Raw genomic sequence first — 21,874 nt, forward strand, 5'->3', positions numbered from 1 at the left:
AAAAAAGCCGAGGTTAACACCTCGGCTTTTCTCTATTATTGATAAGTATTATTTTTCAACAAATGCTCGTTCAATGACATAATCACCCATAACGCCCATGCGTGGTGATTCAACTAAACCATGTTCATCTAGTAGTGCTGCAACATCTTTAAGGAAAGCAGGGCTACCACATAGCATTGCACGATCAGTTTCACGGTTGAAACGTGGTAAACCAATTTTTTCAAATAGCTCGCCAGATTCAATTGCAGTCGTTACACGACCTTGTGTGTGGAATGGTTCACGTGTCACAGTCGGGTAATATACCAATTTGTCTTTGATGCCTAATTCTTCAAAGAATTCATGGTTTGGAAGTTCATTTAAGATCAAATCTTGATAAGCAAGTTCAGATACATAACGTGTACCGTGAACCATAATTACTTTTTCAAACTTTTCGTAAGTTTCTGGATCACGAAGGAGCGAAAGGAATGGTGCAAGACCTGTACCAGAAGATAGAAGGTATAAATTTTTACCTGGTAATAGATCATCGTGTACTAAAGTGCCTGTAGGTTTTTTAGAAATCAGGATTTCGTCGCCCACTTGTACTTTTTGTAAAATAGAAGTTAATGGACCGTCTTGTACTTTAATAGAGAAGAATTCGAGTTCTTCTTCATAATTCGCACTCGCGATCGAATAAGCACGCATTAAAGGCTTACCATTCACTTCAAGGCCGATCATCACAAACTGACCATTTTTAAAACGTAAGCTAGTGTCGCGTGTAGTTTTAAAACTGAAAAGCGTGTCATTCCAGTGGTGAACATGAGTAATGCGTTCAACGTTAAAAGCAGCCATTAAAGGTCTCGATCACAGTTAAAAGAAACAGATCGCTATTCTAATCTAAAATCATTCTCGATAAACTGAATATATTTAATTGTGTTTATAAGAAAAAGTGATGAGCAACTCAGTAGTCATGCCGATCATTGGCCATATGCATTCTCCTTATCGTGAGAAGTTTGGTATTCCACGACAGCCAAACCTCGTACAAGTCGAGTCGTATATAGAGATGGCGGAGCCTTATAACGATCTTCTGGCTTTTGAAGGTATCGAAGATTTTAGTCATTTATGGCTGCTTTGGCAGTTCCATGAAAATAAAAATCAAGATAACTCTTTGAATCAAATGTCTAAATTTCGTCCACAAGTGCGGCCACCGCGATTAGGTGGTAATCAAAAAATCGGTGTTTTTGCCACACGGAGCATGTATCGTCCATCACCGATTGGCTTGTCTGTGGTGCGTTTTTTACGTGTTGAAAAGCAGGGGAAAGCGGTTCGCCTGTATGTGATGGGCAGTGATTTACTGCATGGCACACCGATTTTAGACATTAAACCGTATATCCAATATTCGGATGCAATTGCAGATTCACAGAGTGGCTATGCGCAACAACAGCCAATCCGGAAAACAGTTGTGTGGACGGAAACTGCACAGTCACAACAGCAACAGTTATTAAAGCAGGGGATTTTGGATAAAAAGATATTCGATGAACTGGAACAAGTGTTATCTTTAGATCCACGGCCTGCGTATCAAGATGATGCTGAGCGGGTTTATGGAATGTGTTTTTCAGAATTGAATATTCGTTTTACAGTGGATGACAGGAATGTCACAGTGATTGCTGTAGAGCAAAGTTAAAAACTTTAAAAAATATAATTGAGTCATAAATTTGGGGAACTGACGGTGATGCAAGCGCAAGCAAAATTTGCAAACTTTTCTTTTACGATTGATGTGACGTGGTGCTTAGAACAGCTCTTAAAAGATGGTCGTATTACTGAAAGGGATAAGTTATTAATTCAAACCACACATCGTCAAAAAGAGCAGTTGAAATGGCATCCTTTGCAGTGGATTGCCAATTTTAATTTGAAAGATCGGCTTAATGCAGATTCAACATTGACGTTGAATCGCTTATGTCCGTGGTTAGCTGAAAAAGCAGATATTCCATTATTTGTTATTGATCCTTTGAAGGCGGATGTTGCTGCTTTAACGAGTGTGATGTCGCAAGAGTTTGCGCTAAGAAACCATATTTTAGCGGTAGAGGTACAACCTGACCGAATTTTAATCGGGACAGATCAACCTTTTACCACGGAATGGCTCAATAATCTGGAGCGTAGCTTAGCACCGAAGAAAATTGAAAAGGTTCTATTAAATCCAGAACAGCTACAACGTTACATTCTTGAATATTATCAAGTCAGCCGTGCCGTTAATTCTTCGCAGAATGCAGGCATATATGATCGGGAAAATAAAGGTGTTGAGGCTTTATTGCAGCTAGGCGATACCCAAAATCCTGATGCCAATGATCAGCATATTGTAAAACTGGTAGATTGGGTGCTGCAATTTGCTTTTGAACAAGGTGCTAGTGATATTCACTTGGAGCCACGTAAGGACAAAGGCAAGGTGCGTTTCCGTATTGATGGTGTGTTACATACTATCTATAACATGCCTGCCAATACGCTTACAGCCGTGATTTCGCGGATTAAGATTCTTGGTCGTATGAATGTGGCAGAAAAGCGAAAACCGCAAGATGGTCGCTTAAAAACGCGTACACCGAAAGGTCAGGAGACGGAGTTACGTCTTTCGACTTTACCCACCGCCTTTGGTGAAAAGTTGGTGATGCGTATCTTTGACCCAGAAGTGTTGGTACGTAGTTTTCAACAATTGGGTTTTGAAGGGCATTTATTGCAGAGTTGGCAGCAACTGACGCAACATAGTCATGGCATTATCTTGGTGACAGGCCCAACGGGTTCAGGTAAAACCACCACGCTGTATTCATCGTTAAAACAACTGGCAACAGAACAGGTCAATGTCTGTACCATTGAAGATCCGATTGAAATGCTGGAACCAAGCTTTAACCAAATGCAGGTCAATCCAAACATTGAATTAGGCTTTGCAGATGGGGTTCGTGCCTTAATGCGTCAAGACCCTGACATTATCATGGTGGGTGAGATTCGTGATCACGATACTGCAAATATGGCGATACAAGCTGCATTAACAGGTCATTTGGTGCTTTCTACTTTACATACCAACGATGCGCCGTCGAGTTTGACTCGTTTACATGATCTTGGAATCCAACCGTTTCTTACCGCAGCAACAATTTTAGGGGTATTGGCTCAACGTTTAGTACGTCGCCTCTGTCCGCATTGCAAACAGCAAACAGCCATCAATGAACAAGAATGGGAGCATCTCACTTTTGACTATATGATGGATATGCCGACCACGATGTATAAAGCCGTGGGGTGCGAGGCCTGTCGTCAGACCGGTTATAAAGGCCGTGTCGGTATTTATGAGTTTATGCCTGTCAGTCTGGAATTAAAGTCCATGATCAGTGCGAACGGAACGCTGAACGATCTGAGAGCGCAAGCCAAGAAAGAAGGGATTGAGCCATTACGTATTGCAGGGGCACGTAAAGTGATTGAAGGAGTCACAACCTTGGAAGAAGTTTTACGTGTCGTACCTTTGAGTTAAACAGAAAATTTGAATCTTCAGATTCACCTCATCTTCATTTGTTTTAATGTCTATATCGAAATGAAGAAGCCATAATGAGGGTATCAAGATGAACATTTTTTCTAAAGTTGCAGTCATCGCTGGTTTGATTGGTGTGACAACTTTTGCAGTTGCAAATACAAATGCCGTGAATCAACAGGCGCTAGCACCAACTCAAACCACGACGGTTAAGCAAGCATTGACGATGAAAGATGATACGCCAGTGCAATTAAAAGGTTATGTGGTGAAAGCAACTGGTGACGAGAAATATCAGTTTAGCGATCAAACAGGCACAATCACCGTAGATATTGATGATGATTTATGGCAAGGCAAACCTGTATCTGCAAAAACACCAGTGACTTTGATTGGTGAAATTGATATTGATTATAAACCAACCAAGCGTGTTGAGGTTGATGTAGACCAAGTTCAATTCTAAGCAATCTGTTTATCCCAAAAGACCACATGACAATCATGTGGTTTTTTGCTTATGCTTTATTCTCAGAAAAATTTTATAGATCAAAAGAGAGGATTATTTTATGCGAATTTTATTGGCTGAAGATGATGCCTCTCAGGCTGAGAGTATTAAAAACTGGTTAGAGATGGATGGCTATAGCGTCGATTGGGTCGAGCGCGGTGATTATGCGATCTTGGCGATAGAACAGCATCAATATGATTGTATCTTACTGGATCGGGGCTTACCACAGGCCACAGGTGATGACATTCTGAAAGCGATTCGCTGTCAGGACAGCAAAACGCCTGTTATTTTTATTACAGCTAAAGATCATATTCATGATCGGGTTGAAGGATTGGATCTGGGTGCCAATGATTATTTGGTGAAGCCATTTAATTTAGAGGAGCTATCAGCACGGATTCGTTCACAATTACGCCAGCATCAAGCTCAAGCAGGGCAGTATTTAAATTTTTCCGATTTACAGTTAGACCCACAAGCCAAAACATTGAGCAAAGCAGGACAGACCATTAATTTGACCGCGAAAGAGTTTCAGATTTTGCATAAACTCATGCAAAAGCCAGATCATATTTTGACACGGGAACAACTGGAAGAATCTTTATACGCATGGGGGGACGAAATTGAAAGCAATGCCATTGAAGTGTTTATTTATCAAATTCGTAAGAAAGTTGGTGGGCAATATATCAAGACCATTCGTGGTTTAGGCTATCGCATGCATCAGGAATAACAGCATGAAAGTGGTGTCTTTACAAAGCAAACTGGTCAAAACCTCGTTAATCAGCTCCGTCATTGCAGGATGTGTGGCATTACTTTTATTCGCGGTCATTTCTGTCTATCAGACCATGCAAGTACAAGACGAAATCATGGATGAGATTTCAGATATGCTGCTGATTACGGATTTAACCACCTCTTCTGGGCAGCAAATTGATGAACTCAGTGATCAGTTTGATATTCAATATCGTTTGAGCAATCAGCAGCAGGTACTCACCCAGTCAGAAAACTTTCATCTCGATCAGCAGTATTACAGCTTGATTGAGGCAGCACATGGTGACTACGGTTTGATTTGGCAGAAAGGTCAGTTATGGCGAAGTTATGCGGGTGAAGATGAAAATTCGCATATGCAAGTGTTGATACTGCAACCTTTAGAAGAGCGGTTTCAAGATTTGTTGCATAGCTTTATGGGATATGCACTGGTCTTAATTTTGGTCTGGTTAATGCAGTGGATCATGTTGCATTTCTTGATCAAGCGACAATTTAGCGTGATTCATCAATTATCAAAGCAAATTTCAGCCAAGAATGCGGATGATCTTACTCCCGTTCAAGCAGGTGAGGTGGAGTTAAAAGAACTGCAACCGATGTTGGGTCAACTCAATCGCTTATTACAGCGCTTGGACCAGTCACTACAGGCTGAGCAACGCTTTACTGCGGATGCATCGCATGAGTTACGCTCACCTTTGTCTGCGATTCAAATGCGTTTGCAGTTATTGCAGCGTAAATATCCAGAACGTGCAGCTGACTTTACCCAAATGCAGCAGGATGTAAGTCGAGGTATTCAAATTTTAGAGAATCTATTGTTGTTGGCACGTTTAGACCCAGAGCATGCGGAAAATTTACCGAAGACTCATTTTTCGATGCAGGAGAATGTTGATGAGGCAATTCAGGCACTTAAATTATTTGCTAATGAAAAACACATCCAACTGCATTGGCAGGTTATTGCAGATGTGCAGGACGAGATTCTTGCGAATCAACAGCTGATCTTTACCTGTGTACGCAATATTTTAGACAATGCGATTCGATATACACCTGAAAATGGAATGGTTTATATTGCATTAAATCAGCGTTCTGATGGGCTAGAGCTGAATATCGAAAATGATGGGAATGGTATGAGTACCGAAATGTTAGAACGGCTTGGCGAACGTTTTTATCGTGCTTTAGGAACTAAAACACATGGTTCTGGCTTGGGGTTATCGATTTGCAGAAAAATTATTGAATTACATCAGGGGAAAATCGAGTTTGAACAGTCTCAATACGGTGGTCTTAGAGTCACCATATCACTTAAGATTTAAGTCTATTTAAAAATTGGACTAACGTATTAAAAAAGCAGTATGCGCTGACATACTGCTATTCCCACGTTTATTGTTATTGTCCGATTATTATTATATTACTTCGTTAAAATCAGGCGATTATTACGAGTTAAACGTAAACGATATTCCTCACCAGCATGCATGATGCGGATTTCGCGACCTAAGGCAAAAAGGTTGTTTGAATGCAACATTGGCAATGATTGAGCTGCATCTGTACTACGAGTAAATAGGCTGAATGGTGCGTTCATTTGTTATGCTCCGTGGTGTGTTTTTTAATGTTTTAAATGATAATCATTATCGAATAGACCTGTCAACGGAAATTTTAAGAATTTACAAAATCATCTATTAATTTTGTTTTTCGACATGGGAATGTCGAGTCAAATTCCTTAGAATAGTTCTGAAAAGCTGAGAGATTTTAAACGGTTATGACAAAGGCTACAGTTGATGTTGCGATCGCAATTTTATTACACAAAACTAAAGTTTTAGTGGGTTGGCGACAAGCAAACCAACATCAAGGTAACAAACATGAATTTCCTGGCGGAAAAGTTGAATCTGGGGAAAGTCCTGAGCAGGCCTGTCGCCGTGAAATTTATGAAGAAGTTGGCATTGGTCTAAAAGATTGGCATGCATTTGATCTGATTCGTCATGAATATGATGATCTCATCGTGAATCTGCATTTATTCCATGCTTATGTACCTGATGAATTACTTGGGCTTATTCATCAGCCATGGGCTTGGTATCACCGTGATCAGTTAGCGAACCTAAATTTCCCGAAAGCCAATGCTACAATTTTACAGCGCCTAAGTTGGCCACATCTGATTCAAATCAATGATCAACTAAGTCAGCTATCGGAACAGAATACCTTGTTCTATTGGCGTACATCTTTAGAGGATCAGCTTCAGATTGAGTCACAATTGCAGCGCTTAAGCGATGCAGAATATTCAAGGCTGATTGTCAATTATGCGCTTTGGCAGCAGTTGAGTAGTGATCTACAAGCAAGAATTCAAACCATCCACCTGAAACAATCACAATTGATGCATTTAAATAAGGCGGGATTGATTGTAGGGAAGCGCTTTATTGCGGCTTGTCATGATGCAGTATCGTTGCAGCATGCACATCAAATTGGCTGTGATGCGGTATTTTTAAGCCCTGTTAACACGACCGTAACGCATCCCGAAGCACAGGGATTAGGTTGGAATGGTTTTGCAGCACTGGCACAGAACAGTGATATTCCTGTATTTGCTTTAGGTGGTGTTGCTCCCGCAGATTTAGAACAAGCCCAAAAGCATCATGCTTATGGGCTTGCAGGGATTCGTCAATTTAGTTTAACGAACTAAGATCAGAGCGTTTGAATCGCTTTACGTGCTTCTTGAGCCTTAATGGTATGGCCACGGGCTTCACTGGCTTTCAGGATAATCAACCAGAGCTGTTTCTTCATAGCGTTGCTTTGCGCATAACTTAAGCCACGACGTGCCAGTGCTTCGGCATTGGCATATTCTTTGCGCTGATCGGCAATCATGGCCAAATACAAATAAGTTTCCGTTGCTTGTGGTGCAATACGTTGTGCTTGAAGGGCATATCGTTCAGCTTCTGCAAGTTGCTGCTGTTTATAAGCAAGTTGCGTTTTTTGCATTAAAGTTTTGAATGCAGGCAGTTGACTGCCATCATTAAACTTTTGTTGAACTTTTTGTTGTGGTACGACTACAGGTACACTTTGGCGTTTAATCTCTTTTTGTTCATAAGGTGTAATTTTTACACCTGAAGAAGGTTGGGTTACCTTCTTCTTTTGTGAACTATTGGTTGGTGGTTGATTCGTTGGCTTGGAGGTTTTCTCTGGTGCGGCTGTACAACCTGCTAGCAGCAACACCCCAATGATCACCGTAGTTTTATTCATCATGTCCAATCATCCTTTAAATTTAATTTTCACTGTTACCGTTATAGCTGCCGCTAGAAATAACGCGTGTTGGAGTGTGATTGGATAAATCAGTATCCATTTGTGTTTCACTTTCACGAATATAGTTGCTGATACCATCATTGTGATCATCAGCGGGTGCTTCATTGTTTGGAATATACGTAGGTTCAACTTCGTAGTGAGATTGGCCACACAGGGTTGCACGGCGTGGTACTGTTTGACGCAGTAATGGAATATACATCGCACCATCACAGCCTTGAGCCGATAAATCACCACTGGCACTATCAATCCATTGCCATTGAACATTATCCGTTTGGCGTAAATTGACAGGCTCTTGACGTAATTGACGCATCACATTAGTCCAAACAGGCAAGGCACCCGAAGAACCTGTTAAGCCAGTCACTTTGTTATCATCCAAACCTAACCAGACAACCGCAACATGGTTACCAGAATAACCAGCAAACCACGAATCTCTAGTATCGTTCGTTGTTCCTGACTTACCTGCTAAATTCAGTGATTCTGGGAGACTATTATAGGCAGAGCGACCTGTACCAGAACGCATCACTTGTTGTAAACCATAGTTAATAATGTATGCAGCTGCTGGGTCGATGGTTTGTTGAACATTCAAGCCATAGCGCTCAAGCAAATGTCCTTTGGCATCGACTACGGTGCGAATTGAGCGTGGTGGATATTTAAAACCACCTGTCGCAAAGTTACCGTAAATACTTAATACTTCCATTGGTGACATATTCACAGCACCAAGATAGATCGACGGGTAGGCAGGAATATCAGAGCTTACCCCAAACTGTTTGAGTTTGTTGCTAAACGCAGATAAACCAAATTCATTTGCCAAGCGTACAGTTGAAAGGTTGTATGAATTCGCTAATGCTTGTTGCATCGGCACAACACCATGTTCACCACCACTGTAGTTCTTCGGTGTCCAGCTCTTATCGCCATCAATTGGAATATTGACCGCACTGTCTTCAATTGGACTTGCCCATGTATAGCGACCAGACTCAATTGCATTTAAATAAATAATTGGTTTGAGTAATGAACCCACTTGACGTTTTGCATCTAAAGCTCGGTTAAAGCCTGTAAAATCTTGAGTTGAACCCACAGCTGCAACCAATTCACCATTTTCAGGATGAGCAACGAGTACAGCACCTTGCAAGTTTTTCAAACGGGCAGGGTTGGCTTTGGCTAAACGATCTACAGTACTCTTAAAAGCATTTTGGACTTGAGTCTGTGCAATTGGATCAAGTGTGGTAAAGATTCTTAAACCTTGATTGGTGATATCGCTTTCTTGGTATTCAGTACGCAGTTGACGACGGACAATATCAAGGAAATCTGGGAATTTTGCAGGACCTAAGGTTGGTTTACTTACCACATTTAAAGGGCGGGCAATTTCGTCTTGGTATTCAGCTTCAGTTAAATAGCCCATCACCATCATGTTATTTAATACAACATCACGACGTTTTTTTGCAGATTCTGGATTACGCCAAGGGTTATATAATGAAGGACCTTGAACCAGACCAACTAAAAAGGCTTGTTGTGAAATATTCAGTTCACGTAAAGGTAAGCCAAAATAAAACTGTGATGCTAGACCATAGCCATTAATCGAATAGCTTCCATTTTGGCCTAAGTTCACTTCATTTAAATACGCTTCAAGAATCTCATCTTTGCTGTAATGTAGTTCAATTAATACGGCCATCAAAGCTTCATTAACTTTACGTTTCAGCGTCTTCTCTGGTGAAAGATAGAAGTTCTTGACTAATTGCTGCGTTAACGTTGAACCACCTTGACGGCGGCCACCTGTGGCATTACTGACCAAAGCACGTGCTGTACCCCGGATTGAAATACCATGATGATGATAGAAATTACGATCTTCTGTTGAAATTAAGGCTTCAATCAGGGTTTTTGGTACTTTATTTAATTTGATGAGAACGCGGTCTTCATTATGTTGAGGGTAAATACCGCCAATCAATAAAGGTTCTAAACGTGCAACGCCTGTATTGGAAGGTTTAGTAGAACGGATTTCACTCACCTGACCATCTGCAAAAGCAAGCTCCAGCACTTGCTCAGGTTCATTACTATCGCCATAGTCAAAACCACGGGTATGCACATACATCTGGTTGCCTTGTACTACATAACTGCCAGATTTATCGTAATTCGCCGTGTTTTTATAGCCCAGTAATTTTAGCTCTTGGGTAAAATTCTCTTGGGTAATCGGTGCATTTGCATAGATTTCCAACGGGCGAGCAAATACCTTGGCAGGAATGTCCCAACGCTGACCTTCAAATTTGTCACGAATAATATTATCTAAGCGGATCAGATAGATACTAAAAGCAACAAAGACACCTATCACTAACATTGAAAAAATGAGTGCTAGAAAACCAATACCACGTTCAAACTTCATAGATTTGCGTTAAAACCAAAACAATGTCGGTAATGATGCGATAGCTTATTGTCATTTTGCAATCATAAAACTGTGAATAAATAGCAACATGCAATAAAAACTTTAAGAATGCGTTGACATTAAATGTATAAAAAAACAACGGATAGACATTTTTATACTTTTTAATCAATCATCAACGCAACATTGGTTGTTAATGATATGATAGTCAGTAATCGCGACGGAGCTAAATTATTCGTGCAAATTTCACATAAATCCTTTCGAAATATTGGTCTAATTGGACGACCAGACAAGTATTCTGTAGTAGAAACGTTATGTTTAATTCATGATCATCTGATCACTTTAGGTTTAAATCCCGTTTTTGATCAGGAAACAGCCAAACTGGTGCCTTATAGTTATGGGCAAACAGTCAGCCGAAATTTACTTGGGGAAGTGGTTGATTTAGTTGTGGTTGTGGGTGGTGATGGTTCATTATTACATGCTGCACGTGCATTGGTTCGACATAATACGCCTGTGATTGGGATTAACCGTGGTCGATTAGGTTTTTTAACAGACATAAAACCTGCGGAAGCGATATTTAAACTGGATCAAGTGCTACAAGGTCAATTTCAGCTTGATCGCCGTTTCTTATTGGAAATGGAAGTGCGTACCAATGGTGAAACGATTTATGATGCAATTGCATTGAATGATGTGGTTTTACACTCTGGGAAATCGGTTCATATGATCGATTTCGAGCTGAATATTGATGGGCAATATGTCTATCGTCAGCACAGTGATGGTTTAATTGTTTCAACCCCAACGGGTTCAACTGCATATTCATTGTCAGGTGGTGGACCAATCTTACATCCGAGTATGGATGCCATAGCATTGGTACCAATGCATCCACATACTTTGTCATCACGACCGATCGTGGTGGGTGGCCACAGTGAAGTTAAAATCACCATTCGTGAAAACCGTGTCTTACCGATGGTCAGTGCCGATGGACAACATAGTGTTGCATTAAATGTCGGTGATACCGTGCATATTCGCAAACATCCGTTTAAACTAAGCTTATTACATCCACCAGGTTATGACTTCTATATGGCATGTCGCACCAAATTAGGGTGGAATCAAGATTTTGAATCTTTTCAACAGGATGACTCATGAATATTGAACAAATGCTCGCTGTTTTAAATCCTGAAATTGTTGAGCGTCTTCGTACTGCTGTTGAAATTGGCAAATGGCCAAATGGAATTGCATTAACCAAAGAACAGCGTGAAATCTGTATGCAAGCGGTGTATGCATGGGAAATGGAACATTTACCAAAAGAACAGCGTAGCGGTTATATCGATCGTGGTACTAAAGATGAAGGTGAGGAATGTGATGATGATCATCACAAACATGAGCCTGAATTTAAGCCGATTCGGTTTGTGTAAAAGTTGTGAGATATTTACAATGCCCTTGATTTTTAGGGCATTTTTATTACTTGCATGTTCCAAGGTCATTGTTTGAAATGGCCATAATCAAAAGAGGTTAAGTTAGTTTGTAATAGAAAAGTGACAGAAAACGTCATAAACAGACAGTACTGTATAGACAGAGGCGTATTGCTATCGCTAAAATGCCATAAATTTAAGCAAAAAAATCTATAAAAATGTTGAACAACATCTTTCAAGCCTTAGAAAGTCTCGGCCTTAGCGCACAAAAACGTGCGATTCATATTCAATTTTCTAATCAAAATTTAAATTCGCAGGTTTTTCTGCAACGTATTGATGGTCAGCATCAACTGAATGATGGATTTAAGGCAGAATTGATCTGCTTATCCACCAATGCCACCATCCCGCTGAAACAATTTATTGGTAGCCAAGCTGCGATAGATAGCGTGACCGATCAAGGTCAATTGACCCGTGTCACAGGCATTATCACTCAAGCCTTACAAGGACAATCAGACGGTAGCCTGACTGTCTATAAGCTGACTTTAGAAGATCCCACCGCACTGTGGAAACAACGCCGTAACAGCCGCGTCTTCATGAATAAAAGTGTACGAGATGTGGTAGAAATCATCTTCAAAGAGTGGCAGAGCAAAAGCCCACTCTTTGCATCAAGCTTAAGTTTAGATTTAAGTGGACTCAGTCAAGACTATGATGTTCGCCCATTCATTATGCAAGCCAATGAAAGCGATTATGACTTTCTCACCCGCTTGATGAGAAGTGAAGGGATGAATTGGCTTATTGACGAAGCTGAGCGAATCGTTGCACTGAGTAGCGCTGCGATTCAGCCGCAAAAACTACGTTTGATTGATGACAATAGCCAGTATCAAGCCTTAGACCGTCGCCATATTCGCTACCACCGTAGCAGTGCCACAGAACAATACGACAGCATGACCAGTTTGGTCGGACAACGTTCACTACAACCCAGCAGCGTGCATGTACAACGCTGGCAAGCAGATGCACTAGAACAAGAAGATGGTGCAGGCATTGTGCAAAGCATACATACGCACAGCGATCAGTATGACAATGCCAGTCTAGGATTAGAACAGGCATGGCACTTTTCACCTGCATGGATGCAAGATTTAAATGGTGAAGACGGTGCTACCCAATCAGGCAATGCACAGATCGAAAAACTGAATCAGAATCTTGGTCAATACTATGATCTGCAATCCAAGCAGTTCGTTGCCAATACTACAGTCCGAGACACCCATGTCGGTTACTGGTTTGAACTGGCAGAACACCCTGAAATTGATCAACACGATGGCTCGGATAAAGAGTTTCTGATTACTGGCAAAAACTTCTATAACCAAAACAATTTGCCTAAAGATCTACATCAACAGATCAATCAACTCTTAGCACAAAGCAACTGGCAAATAAAAGAGAGTGACGAACGCCAAGCCAATCAACTGACGTTGCAACGCCGCAATATCAAAACCGTTCCTGAATTTAATCCGTTACAACACCGTCCAGCTGCTTCACCACAACGCGCCAAAGTGGTTGGAACAAGTGGAGAAGAAATCCATGTGGATGAATGGGGACGAATTAAAGTACGCTTCCTGTTTACTCGAAATGACGACCATAGCCATGATGGCGGTGCAGGTGCTAATGACAATGACACTGATTCTGCTTGGGTCGATGTACTGACACCTTGGGCTGGTGAAGGCTATGGTGCACGCTTCTTGCCACGTATTGATGAAATCGTAGTCATAGACTTCTTTGATGGCAATATTGATCGTCCATTTGTAGTGGGAAGAATCCACGAAGGCCATCGTAGCCCAACCAAATTTGATAATGCTGGCAAGCTGCCTGACACCAAGAAGCTGGCAGGGATCAAGTCCAAAGAATATCAGGGTGAAGGTTTTAACCAATTACGCTTTGATGACACTACAGGTCAGATCAGCGCACAACTACAAAGCAGTCATGCCGCCAGCCAACTCAACCTCGGTAAACTCAGTCATCCTAAAGACAAAGCCGAAAGTGAAGATCGAGGTGAAGGGTTTGAACTACGTACTGATCAGTGGGGTGCGGTACGTGCAGGTGAAGGCTTACTCGTTTCTACGCATAAGCAGGATCAAGCGCAAGGTGAACACCTAGATGCTCAAGTTGCCAAGCAACAGCTTGAGGGTAATCAAAGCAATGCCAAGGCACTGAGCGAAGTGGCTAAGAACCAGCAGACTGATGAGATTGAGTCAATTGAACAACTAAAAGCATTTTTTGAATCGCTGGAGTCTAATATTGCCAAATTTAACAAGGCTGTCCTATTACTCAATTCTCCTGAAGGTATTGGCCTAAGTACTAATGAAGATATTCATTTATCTGCGGATGGACAGATCAATCAGTTTGCGAGCGACAGTATCAATCTAAGTACACAGAAAAACCTGATTACACATGCTCAAAACCGAATCAGTCTGTTTGCCGCCCAGAATGGAATTAAACAGGTCGCAGCAAAGGGTAAGTTTGAAATCCATGCACAAGGCGATGGTATGGATTTACTGGCCAAGCAAGGCATCCAGATTATTTCAACTGAAGATCGTATTGAGATTACCAGTCCGAAAGAGATTGTGATTACTGCGGGTGGTTCTCAAATTAAGCTCAATGGGTCGGGGATTTTCCCTGTGACCAGTGGCAAGTTTGAAGTGAAGGCTGGACAGCATTTGTTTATGGGTGGAGTGAAAGTAAATACAGATTTACCTATATTTCCACAACTGGGAATGAATTATCTTCAATTTAAGATCACGAATAAATCTGGTCATAACTTACCTAAAAATACTCAATATATGATGCTAGATGTTGAAAATGATCAAGCTCAAATGGGGCGTCTTAATACAGATGGGATTATTAAGACAACTCCTAATCAGAAGGCGAAAGAGTATCTCATCATTATAGACGATCCTTCATTTTCAGATGTTGATTTTCAAGTTGAGGAGGATCTATGAGTTTTACAGCTAGGTTTAAGTTAAATGTTGCACATCCAGCACTGTGGAAACTTTTGCGTTATAGAATGTTTAGCACAACCCGGAAATGGTTGGATAAAGTACCTCAACAATTTGAAGAAAAAGATAATGGTAAATATGGTTTAACGAAAATATATGATTGCTATGAGAACGAGCTTATTTCCTGTGAGATTAGTTTTATAAGCAATATGAAACCTATTTATAGAAAAGTAGCTGTTTTAAAAGATGGTAATTATGAGCTCTCACAATGGACATTACCAAGCACCCTAGCAGAACAAAAGCCAAATATTGATAATAAAAAGAATCTAGCAATAGAGTGGGAGCCAACGGCAAGTTTTATTGCATTTATTGGTGGAGCTGCTGATAAATACCCTTTTCTAAAAGGAGATGCTAAAGTTGAATATCTTGGGCCAACAGAAATTGTAGGAGATTATTCCAGATATCTACTCAGGGTTGCTAACCAGAAAAAGCTAAAAAAATATACTATAAAATATTATGGCTACGAGGAGGCGTATACTTCTAGTAGTAAAGAAAGACCTGATAATGCTTTCAAAGATATTGAGAAATTTATACAAGATAATCCTAAAGGTATGGTAAATATCGTTGGACATAGTTTAGGTGGTTGGAATGCTGCTGGTTTAACTTCAGAGCTAGAGAAAAAAAAGATTTGTACAGTTAATTTGCTTATTACTATTGATCCCGTAGGAGTAATTTTGTCTAAAAGTTCGGCGGATAGACGTGTAAGAGCCCAAATCTACTTTTTTATGCCTAAACCACATCCAACCAAATGGTTAAGCGTGTCTTGCGATCCTAAAGAGTATGTTTTAGATGATTTAGTAGCCGATCTTGGGGGGCAGTGGGAAAGCTATCCTAAGAAGCATGCAACTATATTTCATTCTACCAAATATAGTCATGCTGATTTTACGGCTATAATGAGGGAGAAAATTAATGAAAATGATAGTTGTGAGAGTGTACTAATTAAGGAATTGGAAAAAGTTAAATGAAAAAATTTTTTATTTTGCCCTTCTTATTGTTAAGTAGTGTTGCTTGTAACTCTTCTGAAGAACCAAGAGCTAAAGTTTCATTGGATGCAAATGCTATAAAGCTTCAACCAGAAGATGCAGGGATAGTAACGAACATATATAGCAATGTCTCCCTTAAAAAAATTTATGATAATGGTCATTTTACTGCTTCACGAGTTGAATGTGATGAAATGCCAAAAGAAGGCGTGAATATCTTTGCATCATTGTGGCTACATGATGAGGTTAAATTAAATAATACTTACAAATCAGAAGTTATGATTAATTATTGTTTAGGTGATACACGGCACCCATGTAAATATTCAAAAAAACTAATAGATCAAATGTTGGATAGTTATAGCTGTAAAATTGTTTTTTTTGGATTTTTACGGTCAGGGAAAGTCATAACTGAACCATTTCTAATAAAAAAAGAAGTATTTAAAAATGCAAAAATAATTGATTAGATTTTTAATTGATTTAAATGTAATTTTATTTCGGATGTATTTTTTGATTTTAAATGGCGATTTCGTATATTTGAAATCGCCATTTCTCTGCTTAGTTCATGCGGCTATTCCACAGCTCTTTCGCTTTGTTCATTGCTTCATCATAGCTATTGACTACGCCCATGGTATACAACGCGATTCCCATCGTTTCGATCACCGCCATTTCACCATATTCATGCGTCTGCTCACCCAACCAAACCGCTTTAAAAACAGCTAAATCAAGCTCTTCTTCAATTGGGCTACGGTCAGGTGTTAGTTTTGGCAATTCATGTTCGTACAACTCACCATTTTTAATGCCACAAATTAACGTTTTGGCATCAGGATTACGTTCAAATTCGCCACCTTCACCCTTAATCACAGCACTGTTTTGATAACCCAAGCGGAACGCAGTCTGTTGATGTGAAGTGCGATACGCAGGGTGGAAAATCGCTTGTAAGGTCGCTTTGGCATTAAACGGATTAATCAGGCGTGCCAAGGTGTGAATTGGAGAGCGTAGACCCATCACATTTCGTAGTGAGATCAACTCACTTAAAATAGGTGAGATTGCTTCAAGTGGTAGATAGGCAAAGTTATGCTGTTCAAGTTGCTCGCGCACATCCTGTTCATTTTGACAAATTGAAAAGCCCAAGTATTGTAAAACTTGTTCAGTATAGACACGGTTAATGGTATGCCCCGATGCACCATGCATCACAATCTTGTAACCATGATGCGCTAAAGTCAGTGCTGCCAATAAGAACCACGGATAGTGTTTACGCTTGCCTGCATAAGATGACCAGTCTAGATCCACATCAAGTGGCTTAAAGTTGAGTTGATCACGCGTGGCTTGGACAAAACCAGCCAGTTCATTGACAGATTCTTCCTTGACGCGTAAGAGCATTAAGAATGCACCAAGCTGCACATCCAAGACTTCAGCTTTTAAAATCATGCTAAATGCTTGATAGGCTTCTTCATAACTAAGCGAACGAGAACCTGTTTTGCCTTTACCTAAAATACGAACATATTGAGCAAAAGGATGTTCTGCGGTTTTATAGATATTACGTTTTGTGTTCATGGTCGTATTGAAGGTTGTCGCAAAGAATAATGAATATGACATAAAACTGAGCTGTGTAGCATAAAAAAACCAGCAAACTGTTTAACCAATAAGCAATTGTGCTCAGAAGATAGGCGATGCAAACAAAATTATTGACCGAATCAGTCTAGTGATTTGATGTAAACGGGACATGACATCCCATCTAAAAGTTATTAGCATGGCTGCGAACAAATTTTTAAAAACAATGAAAGCGAAAGGAAATAATGATGTTAGCTTACGATTCAGATTTGGAACTCTTCCGCGATAACTTTAAACGCTTTATGAGCGAGCAGATTGCACCTCATTATGAGCAATGGGAACGTGAAGGCATCATGCCTCGTTCAGTATGGACAGCATTGGGCGAAAATGGATTCTTGTGTGTCGATGTACCAGAAGAATACGGTGGTTATGGTGTACCAACGCATTATTCATTGATGTTGGTTGAAGAGTCTGCACGTGCAGGCTACTGTGCATTATCAACCGCGATTTCATGTCATTCTGAAATTGCTGCGCCATATATCCAACACATTGCGACAGAAGAGCAAAAACAGTACTGGTTGCCAAAAATGGTGTCAGGCGAAGTGGTCGGTGCCATTGGTATGACTGAACCAGGTGCAGGTTCTGACTTACAGGCAATGCGTACCAGCGCAATTTTGCAAGATGATCATTATGTGTTAAATGGTTCGAAAACCTTTATTTCAAATGGTCAGCATGCTGATCTCGTGGTTCTTGCCGTAAAAACTGATCCACAAGCACGTGCTAAAGGTGTTTCTTTGATGTTGGTGGATACACATTTGGAAGGTTTTAAAAAGGGTACTAACCTCGACAAAATTGGTTTGCATTCACAAGATACTTCAGAATTGTTCTTTGATAATGTCAAAGTGCCGAAAGATCAACTATTGGGTCAAGCAGGACAAGGCTTTGCTTACTTGATGCAAGAGCTTCCGCGTGAACGTACTGCGATTGCTGCGACTGCATTGGGTGCAATTCGTGGTGCGATTGATATTACCACGCAATATGTAAAAGAACGCCAAGCCTTTGGTCAGGCAATTTCGCAATTCCAAAATACACGTTTTGTATTGGCACAAGCGAAGATTGACGAGTTGGCAACGGCTGCTTTTTATAATCAAAACGTGGCTTTATATAATGAAGGCAAATTGGATGTAGAGACGGCTGCGGCATTGAAGAGCTTCAGTAGCGATATGCAAATGAAAGTGGCTGATAACTTGCTGCAATTATTCGGTGGTTATGGTTATATGACTGAATATCCAATTTCACGTTTCTTTGTCGATGCACGTATTCAGCGTATTTATGGTGGTACTAACGAGATCATGAAAGAAATCGTGGCACGTGGCATTATCGGTAAAGCTTAATTCGCATTTATCTAGTTAAACAGCCTGCTTTTGAGCAGGCTGTTTTGTTTTCACTATTTGCTCGATTGACGAAGAATTGGATAATTTTGTTGTTTCGGTAACTGTTGTAAGGCTTGATTTATTTTCCTCAGAAACTCATCGGCTTCATCTTGCCGAAAAATATCTTCCGTATATTCACTGCGTTGTTGAAAGCGACCGCAGCCTCGTATTTGCATGTTAGATGGATTAAATGACCAGTCACTAGTGTTTTTTAAGTTGATATCTAAATCACTTTCACAACTTTTCCATAAATTTAAGAAAGTACTCGATTGTTCTGATTTAAACCCGCGTGCTGGATAGACTGAAAAGCCTGTCATTTGGGGATTAGAAAATTGAATAAACCGCTCAACAGGCATACCTCCCCAAAGGATTGCAGTGTTTTCAGGCAAGGCTATACCGGTTAAGTTCTGTTCTTTTAAGGCATGCGTTTGCTGATGGGTTTGTCTAAAGTGCTGTGATTGATAAGTGAGTTTGCTTTGAGGGGGGACAGGAATTCCTCGAGCTTGATTACTTACAGGGGTGATAAAATAAGGCGAGCGATCTGTGCCATTGCAACCTGCAATCATAGGACAGCCACCACAAGCCGTTAAACCGATACTGATTAGACTCAGTAAACCTAAGCTGAAAATCTTATTCATTGTATTTTACTGTTGTTATCACATCTTCTCGCAGTATAACCAATCTATTGTGTTGAAGGTCTAAATTTAAGCGGAGCAAATCGTCCGCCTAAATTCAGCTGTGTTTATTCAGGATTTTATGGTGTTGGTTCATCAAATAGATTTGAACAGCTTTGAGGTTGACAACCCGCCAACATAATCGCTTTTGGTAAGCTGGCATACATATTGGTCAGATGCTGCTCGGCAGGATGTCGGTAATTCCAGAACAAGAAATGCTTTGAACGTTGCTGATTAAAGTTTTGATAGAAGTTATTCTGCTTCTGCAAGGATTCAGTGTCTGGTGTTGGACTTCGACCATGTTCATGTGTACCCACTGTGGTCATCAGCATGATATCTTGAGTTTTATTTTGATTCTTTAACCAATCTGCCTGCCGATTGAGCAACGCATAATTATCAAACCAGAGTGAAGGGCTGGCCGCAATATAACGTTGAAACATTTGCGGTTGGCTAAAGAAAGTGTGTAAAACAAATAGTCCACCAAAGGAATGTCCAAATAAACTCTGTTGCTGTGGATTAACTTTAATTTTGGTTTGAATCGCAGGCTTTAGTTCTTTCTCAATAAATTGAATGAATTGGTCTGCGCCACCATAAGTGTACTTGGCTTGTTTTTGAAATTCAGCCGATGCTTTTGGGGTGTAGTCTAAAGCACGCTTTTCTACATCAAAACTGTTTTGCTGTGGGTAGCCGATTGCAACAATAGCGACTGGACTCAAGCCCAAACGATTGGCACCACCACCCACCGACTTAGCAATATTGGCAGCACTATCAAATGCAGCGTTTCCATCCAATACATACAGCACTGGAAAACCTTGCTTTGGAACGTCACCAGCAGGAACAGAGATCTGAATCAGATAATCATGTTGGGTATATTTAGATGCCAATACAAAGCTTTGTTGAATATTGGTTTGTGATTTAAGAGGTGCCTTATTTGAACTCGAGGTCGTCGGTTGAGCAAAAGCCAATGGTGTTACCATGAGCAGAGAAAAAGTCAAAATACCAAGTGGTTTAAACATAATTTATTCGCAAGCATTGAAATTTTGCTAGCAATATATAATGAAAATCATTATCAATAAAGTTTGGTAATAAAAAGAGTTAAAACTCAGCGTGTTTAATAGCTTAAAGTGTTGTTATACTAGCTCGGATAATCAATTCACAGATGAATTGTAATCCATTCTTATAGATGATTTTGCTGAGGCTGCATTCAATGGTAAACGATGGACAAAACACATCGAATTCACTTAATTTAGAACAAATTCGTAACGATATTGATAGTGTTGATCAACAAATCCAAGAGTTACTCAACCGCCGTGCGACGCTTGCAGAAGCTGTAGCCAAAGCGAAATTTGCATCCGAAGAGAATCCGCTGTTTTATCGCCCTGAACGTGAAGCTCAAGTGTTGCGCAAAGTCATGGAGCGTAATCAGGGACCTTTGTCTGATGCAACTATGGCGCGTTTATTCCGTGAAATCATGTCAGCATGTTTGGCACTTGAAGCACCACAAAGTATTGCATTCCTCGGACCAGAAGGGACTTATACGCATTCGGCTGTGCTAAAGCATTTTGGTAAAGATGCTGTTGTACGCCCATTGCCAACCATTGACGAAGTGTTCCGTGAAGTTGAAGCGGGTAGTGCACATTATGGTGTGGTTCCGGTGGAGAACTCATCTGAAGGTATTGTGAACCATACTCTGGATTGCTTTAAATCATCGACAGTTAATGTGATTGGTGAGGTTGAACTTCGTATTCATCATCAATTCCTTGTATCTGAAAATACGCGCAAAGACAGCATTAAACAGATTTATGCGCATCAGCAAACTTTGGCACAATGCCGTAAGTGGTTAGATGCACATTATCCTGGGGTAGAGCGTGTCGCGCTAAACTCAAATGCGGAAGCGGCACGTCGTATCCGTAACGAATGGCATTCAGCAGCGATTGCATCTGATATTGCGGCAAGTATGTACAACCTTGAGATTCTACATAGCAATATCGAAGATAATCCTGAAAATACCACACGTTTCCTTGTGATTGGTCGTGAGAAGATTCCTCAAAGTGGTAATGACAAGACCTCGTTATTGATCTCTGCGCATGATCGTGCGGGGGCTTTATTGGAAATTCTTGCACCATTTGCCAAGCATCAAATCAGCTTGACCAGTATTGAAACGCGTCCTGCATTGCCTGAGAAATGGGCTTATGTGTTCTTTATTGATTTAGAAGGACATATCGGTCAGGAAAATGTTGCAGCGGCATTGGAAGAAATCCGTCCAATGGTGAAAGAGTTACGCGTACTCGGTTCGTATCCAATCGCTGTTTTATAGGTCTATTTATTGTATTTTGAATCCCTCCTGAGCAGTATAACTGCGCAAGACCTTTAAAAAGGAAGGAGTTTCCCCTC

20 protein-coding genes are annotated in these 21,874 nt (G+C 40.5%); 13 read left to right on the top strand and 7 right to left on the bottom strand.

The features are described 5' to 3' along the window. Positions 1 to 48: 48 nt before the first annotated feature. Positions 49 to 828 carry a ferredoxin--NADP reductase gene (locus F3J02_RS00355; RefSeq protein WP_004806522.1) on the bottom strand — a complete coding sequence of 260 codons (780 nt, stop codon included), beginning with the start codon at positions 826 to 828 and terminating at the stop codon, positions 49 to 51. 118 nt (positions 829 to 946) lie between these two features. Here F3J02_RS00355 and tsaA point away from each other — a divergent pair, with 118 nt between their 5' ends. The 5 genes from tsaA to F3J02_RS00380 all read left to right on the top strand — a co-directional run bounded on the left by tsaA (position 947) and on the right by F3J02_RS00380 (position 6,040). Beyond that, the gene (tsaA, locus tag F3J02_RS00360) at positions 947 to 1,660 is read left to right on the top strand and encodes a tRNA (N6-threonylcarbamoyladenosine(37)-N6)-methyltransferase TrmO (RefSeq protein WP_171526004.1); all 714 of its coding nucleotides are present in this window, start codon (positions 947 to 949) and stop codon (positions 1,658 to 1,660) included. Positions 1,661 to 1,708: 48 nt separating this feature from the next. After that, positions 1,709 to 3,487 (top strand): GspE/PulE family protein, encoded by a 1,779-nt coding sequence (locus tag F3J02_RS00365; RefSeq protein WP_167246664.1) that lies wholly within the window; start codon positions 1,709 to 1,711, stop codon positions 3,485 to 3,487. Between the two features lie 88 nt (positions 3,488 to 3,575). Then, entirely contained in the window at positions 3,576 to 3,941 is a 366-nt protein-coding gene (locus tag F3J02_RS00370; RefSeq protein ID WP_167246666.1) for a NirD/YgiW/YdeI family stress tolerance protein, read from the top strand. A 100-nt stretch (positions 3,942 to 4,041) separates the two neighbouring features. Next, a complete protein-coding gene (locus F3J02_RS00375) occupies positions 4,042 to 4,701 on the top strand; it encodes a response regulator transcription factor (protein WP_167246668.1) in 660 nt (219 codons plus the stop codon). 4 nt (positions 4,702 to 4,705) lie between these two features. Continuing rightward, positions 4,706 to 6,040, top strand: a complete 1,335-nt coding sequence (locus F3J02_RS00380) for a sensor histidine kinase (RefSeq protein WP_167246670.1) — start codon at positions 4,706 to 4,708, stop codon at positions 6,038 to 6,040. A 95-nt stretch (positions 6,041 to 6,135) separates the two neighbouring features. On the opposite strand, the gene hemP is transcribed toward F3J02_RS00380, so the two are convergent. Further along, entirely contained in the window at positions 6,136 to 6,306 is a 171-nt protein-coding gene (hemP, locus tag F3J02_RS00385; protein ID WP_004653932.1) for a hemin uptake protein HemP, read from the bottom strand. Positions 6,307 to 6,483: 177 nt separating this feature from the next. On the opposite strand from hemP, the gene F3J02_RS00390 reads away from it, so the two are divergent. Then, the gene (locus tag F3J02_RS00390) at positions 6,484 to 7,395 is read left to right on the top strand and encodes an NUDIX domain-containing protein (RefSeq protein ID WP_167246672.1); all 912 of its coding nucleotides are present in this window, start codon (positions 6,484 to 6,486) and stop codon (positions 7,393 to 7,395) included. A gap of 2 nt (positions 7,396 to 7,397) precedes the next feature. On the opposite strand, the gene F3J02_RS00395 is transcribed toward F3J02_RS00390, so the two are convergent. After that, a complete protein-coding gene (locus tag F3J02_RS00395) occupies positions 7,398 to 7,955 on the bottom strand; it encodes a tetratricopeptide repeat protein (protein ID WP_167246674.1) in 558 nt (185 codons plus the stop codon). Positions 7,956 to 7,974: 19 nt separating this feature from the next. Then, positions 7,975 to 10,386: a penicillin-binding protein 1B gene (mrcB, locus tag F3J02_RS00400; protein ID WP_167246676.1), complete on the bottom strand. Its 2,412-nt coding sequence runs from the start codon at positions 10,384 to 10,386 to the stop codon at positions 7,975 to 7,977. 234 nt (positions 10,387 to 10,620) lie between these two features. Between mrcB and F3J02_RS00405 the strand changes: the two genes are divergently transcribed. The 5 genes from F3J02_RS00405 to F3J02_RS00425 all read left to right on the top strand — a co-directional run bounded on the left by F3J02_RS00405 (position 10,621) and on the right by F3J02_RS00425 (position 16,286). Next, on the top strand, positions 10,621 to 11,529 hold the full coding sequence (locus F3J02_RS00405; protein ID WP_032858932.1) for an NAD(+) kinase: 909 nt from the start codon (positions 10,621 to 10,623) through the stop codon (positions 11,527 to 11,529). Then, positions 11,526 to 11,798, top strand: a complete 273-nt coding sequence (locus F3J02_RS00410) for a YeaC family protein (protein WP_167246678.1) — start codon at positions 11,526 to 11,528, stop codon at positions 11,796 to 11,798. The genes F3J02_RS00405 and F3J02_RS00410 overlap by 4 nt, the downstream gene beginning before the upstream one ends. A gap of 215 nt (positions 11,799 to 12,013) precedes the next feature. Continuing rightward, positions 12,014 to 14,785 carry a type VI secretion system Vgr family protein gene (locus F3J02_RS00415; RefSeq protein WP_228284305.1) on the top strand — a complete coding sequence of 924 codons (2,772 nt, stop codon included), beginning with the start codon at positions 12,014 to 12,016 and terminating at the stop codon, positions 14,783 to 14,785. Next, positions 14,782 to 15,807, top strand: coding sequence for a hypothetical protein (locus tag F3J02_RS00420; protein WP_167246679.1), 1,026 nt, complete (start codon positions 14,782 to 14,784; stop codon positions 15,805 to 15,807). Before F3J02_RS00415 ends, F3J02_RS00420 begins: the two co-directional genes overlap by 4 nt. Further along, positions 15,804 to 16,286 carry a hypothetical protein gene (locus F3J02_RS00425; RefSeq protein WP_167246681.1) on the top strand — a complete coding sequence of 161 codons (483 nt, stop codon included), beginning with the start codon at positions 15,804 to 15,806 and terminating at the stop codon, positions 16,284 to 16,286. The genes F3J02_RS00420 and F3J02_RS00425 overlap by 4 nt, the downstream gene beginning before the upstream one ends. A 91-nt stretch (positions 16,287 to 16,377) precedes the next feature. On the opposite strand, the gene F3J02_RS00430 is transcribed toward F3J02_RS00425, so the two are convergent. Then, positions 16,378 to 17,376 carry a glycosyl transferase family protein gene (locus F3J02_RS00430; RefSeq protein ID WP_167247827.1) on the bottom strand — a complete coding sequence of 333 codons (999 nt, stop codon included), beginning with the start codon at positions 17,374 to 17,376 and terminating at the stop codon, positions 16,378 to 16,380. Positions 17,377 to 17,621: 245 nt separating this feature from the next. On the opposite strand from F3J02_RS00430, the gene F3J02_RS00435 reads away from it, so the two are divergent. Next, the gene (locus tag F3J02_RS00435) at positions 17,622 to 18,767 is read left to right on the top strand and encodes an acyl-CoA dehydrogenase family protein (protein ID WP_167246688.1); all 1,146 of its coding nucleotides are present in this window, start codon (positions 17,622 to 17,624) and stop codon (positions 18,765 to 18,767) included. Between the two features lie 53 nt (positions 18,768 to 18,820). On the opposite strand, the gene F3J02_RS00440 is transcribed toward F3J02_RS00435, so the two are convergent. Together F3J02_RS00440 and F3J02_RS00445 are read right to left on the bottom strand one after the other, a co-directional pair. Then, positions 18,821 to 19,444, bottom strand: coding sequence for a hypothetical protein (locus tag F3J02_RS00440; protein ID WP_167246690.1), 624 nt, complete (start codon positions 19,442 to 19,444; stop codon positions 18,821 to 18,823). A 116-nt stretch (positions 19,445 to 19,560) separates the two neighbouring features. After that, positions 19,561 to 20,496, bottom strand: a complete 936-nt coding sequence (locus F3J02_RS00445; protein ID WP_167246692.1) for an alpha/beta hydrolase — start codon at positions 20,494 to 20,496, stop codon at positions 19,561 to 19,563. Between the two features lie 191 nt (positions 20,497 to 20,687). Here F3J02_RS00445 and pheA point away from each other — a divergent pair, with 191 nt between their 5' ends. Then, on the top strand, positions 20,688 to 21,797 hold the full coding sequence (gene pheA, locus F3J02_RS00450; protein ID WP_005204264.1) for a prephenate dehydratase: 1,110 nt from the start codon (positions 20,688 to 20,690) through the stop codon (positions 21,795 to 21,797). Positions 21,798 to 21,874 lie beyond the last annotated feature (77 nt).

It is taken from the genome of Acinetobacter sp. Tr-809 (genome assembly GCF_011753255.1).
GTDB lineage: Bacteria > Pseudomonadota > Gammaproteobacteria > Pseudomonadales > Moraxellaceae > Acinetobacter.

What these genes read in the sequence shown, in the direction of transcription:
- F3J02_RS00445 (WP_167246692.1), bottom strand. Translation starts at nt 20,496, where the DNA reads ATGTTTAAACCACTTGGTATTTTGACTTTTTCTCTGCTCATGGTAACA.
- mrcB (WP_167246676.1), bottom strand. Translation starts at nt 10,386, where the DNA reads ATGAAGTTTGAACGTGGTATTGGTTTTCTAGCACTCATTTTTTCAATG.
- hemP (WP_004653932.1), bottom strand. Translation starts at nt 6,306, where the DNA reads ATGAACGCACCATTCAGCCTATTTACTCGTAGTACAGATGCAGCTCAA.
- F3J02_RS00415 (WP_228284305.1), top strand. Translation starts at nt 12,014, where the DNA reads ATGTTGAACAACATCTTTCAAGCCTTAGAAAGTCTCGGCCTTAGCGCA.
- pheA (WP_005204264.1), top strand. Translation starts at nt 20,688, where the DNA reads ATGGTAAACGATGGACAAAACACATCGAATTCACTTAATTTAGAACAA.
- F3J02_RS00355 (WP_004806522.1), bottom strand. Translation starts at nt 828, where the DNA reads ATGGCTGCTTTTAACGTTGAACGCATTACTCATGTTCACCACTGGAAT.
- F3J02_RS00430 (WP_167247827.1), bottom strand. Translation starts at nt 17,376, where the DNA reads ATGAACACAAAACGTAATATCTATAAAACCGCAGAACATCCTTTTGCT.
- F3J02_RS00435 (WP_167246688.1), top strand. Translation starts at nt 17,622, where the DNA reads ATGTTAGCTTACGATTCAGATTTGGAACTCTTCCGCGATAACTTTAAA.
- F3J02_RS00390 (WP_167246672.1), top strand. Translation starts at nt 6,484, where the DNA reads ATGACAAAGGCTACAGTTGATGTTGCGATCGCAATTTTATTACACAAA.
- F3J02_RS00370 (WP_167246666.1), top strand. Translation starts at nt 3,576, where the DNA reads ATGAACATTTTTTCTAAAGTTGCAGTCATCGCTGGTTTGATTGGTGTG.
- tsaA (WP_171526004.1), top strand. Translation starts at nt 947, where the DNA reads ATGCCGATCATTGGCCATATGCATTCTCCTTATCGTGAGAAGTTTGGT.
- F3J02_RS00420 (WP_167246679.1), top strand. Translation starts at nt 14,782, where the DNA reads ATGAGTTTTACAGCTAGGTTTAAGTTAAATGTTGCACATCCAGCACTG.
- F3J02_RS00425 (WP_167246681.1), top strand. Translation starts at nt 15,804, where the DNA reads ATGAAAAAATTTTTTATTTTGCCCTTCTTATTGTTAAGTAGTGTTGCT.
- F3J02_RS00365 (WP_167246664.1), top strand. Translation starts at nt 1,709, where the DNA reads ATGCAAGCGCAAGCAAAATTTGCAAACTTTTCTTTTACGATTGATGTG.
- F3J02_RS00395 (WP_167246674.1), bottom strand. Translation starts at nt 7,955, where the DNA reads ATGATGAATAAAACTACGGTGATCATTGGGGTGTTGCTGCTAGCAGGT.
- F3J02_RS00410 (WP_167246678.1), top strand. Translation starts at nt 11,526, where the DNA reads ATGAATATTGAACAAATGCTCGCTGTTTTAAATCCTGAAATTGTTGAG.
- F3J02_RS00380 (WP_167246670.1), top strand. Translation starts at nt 4,706, where the DNA reads ATGAAAGTGGTGTCTTTACAAAGCAAACTGGTCAAAACCTCGTTAATC.
- F3J02_RS00375 (WP_167246668.1), top strand. Translation starts at nt 4,042, where the DNA reads ATGCGAATTTTATTGGCTGAAGATGATGCCTCTCAGGCTGAGAGTATT.
- F3J02_RS00440 (WP_167246690.1), bottom strand. Translation starts at nt 19,444, where the DNA reads ATGAATAAGATTTTCAGCTTAGGTTTACTGAGTCTAATCAGTATCGGT.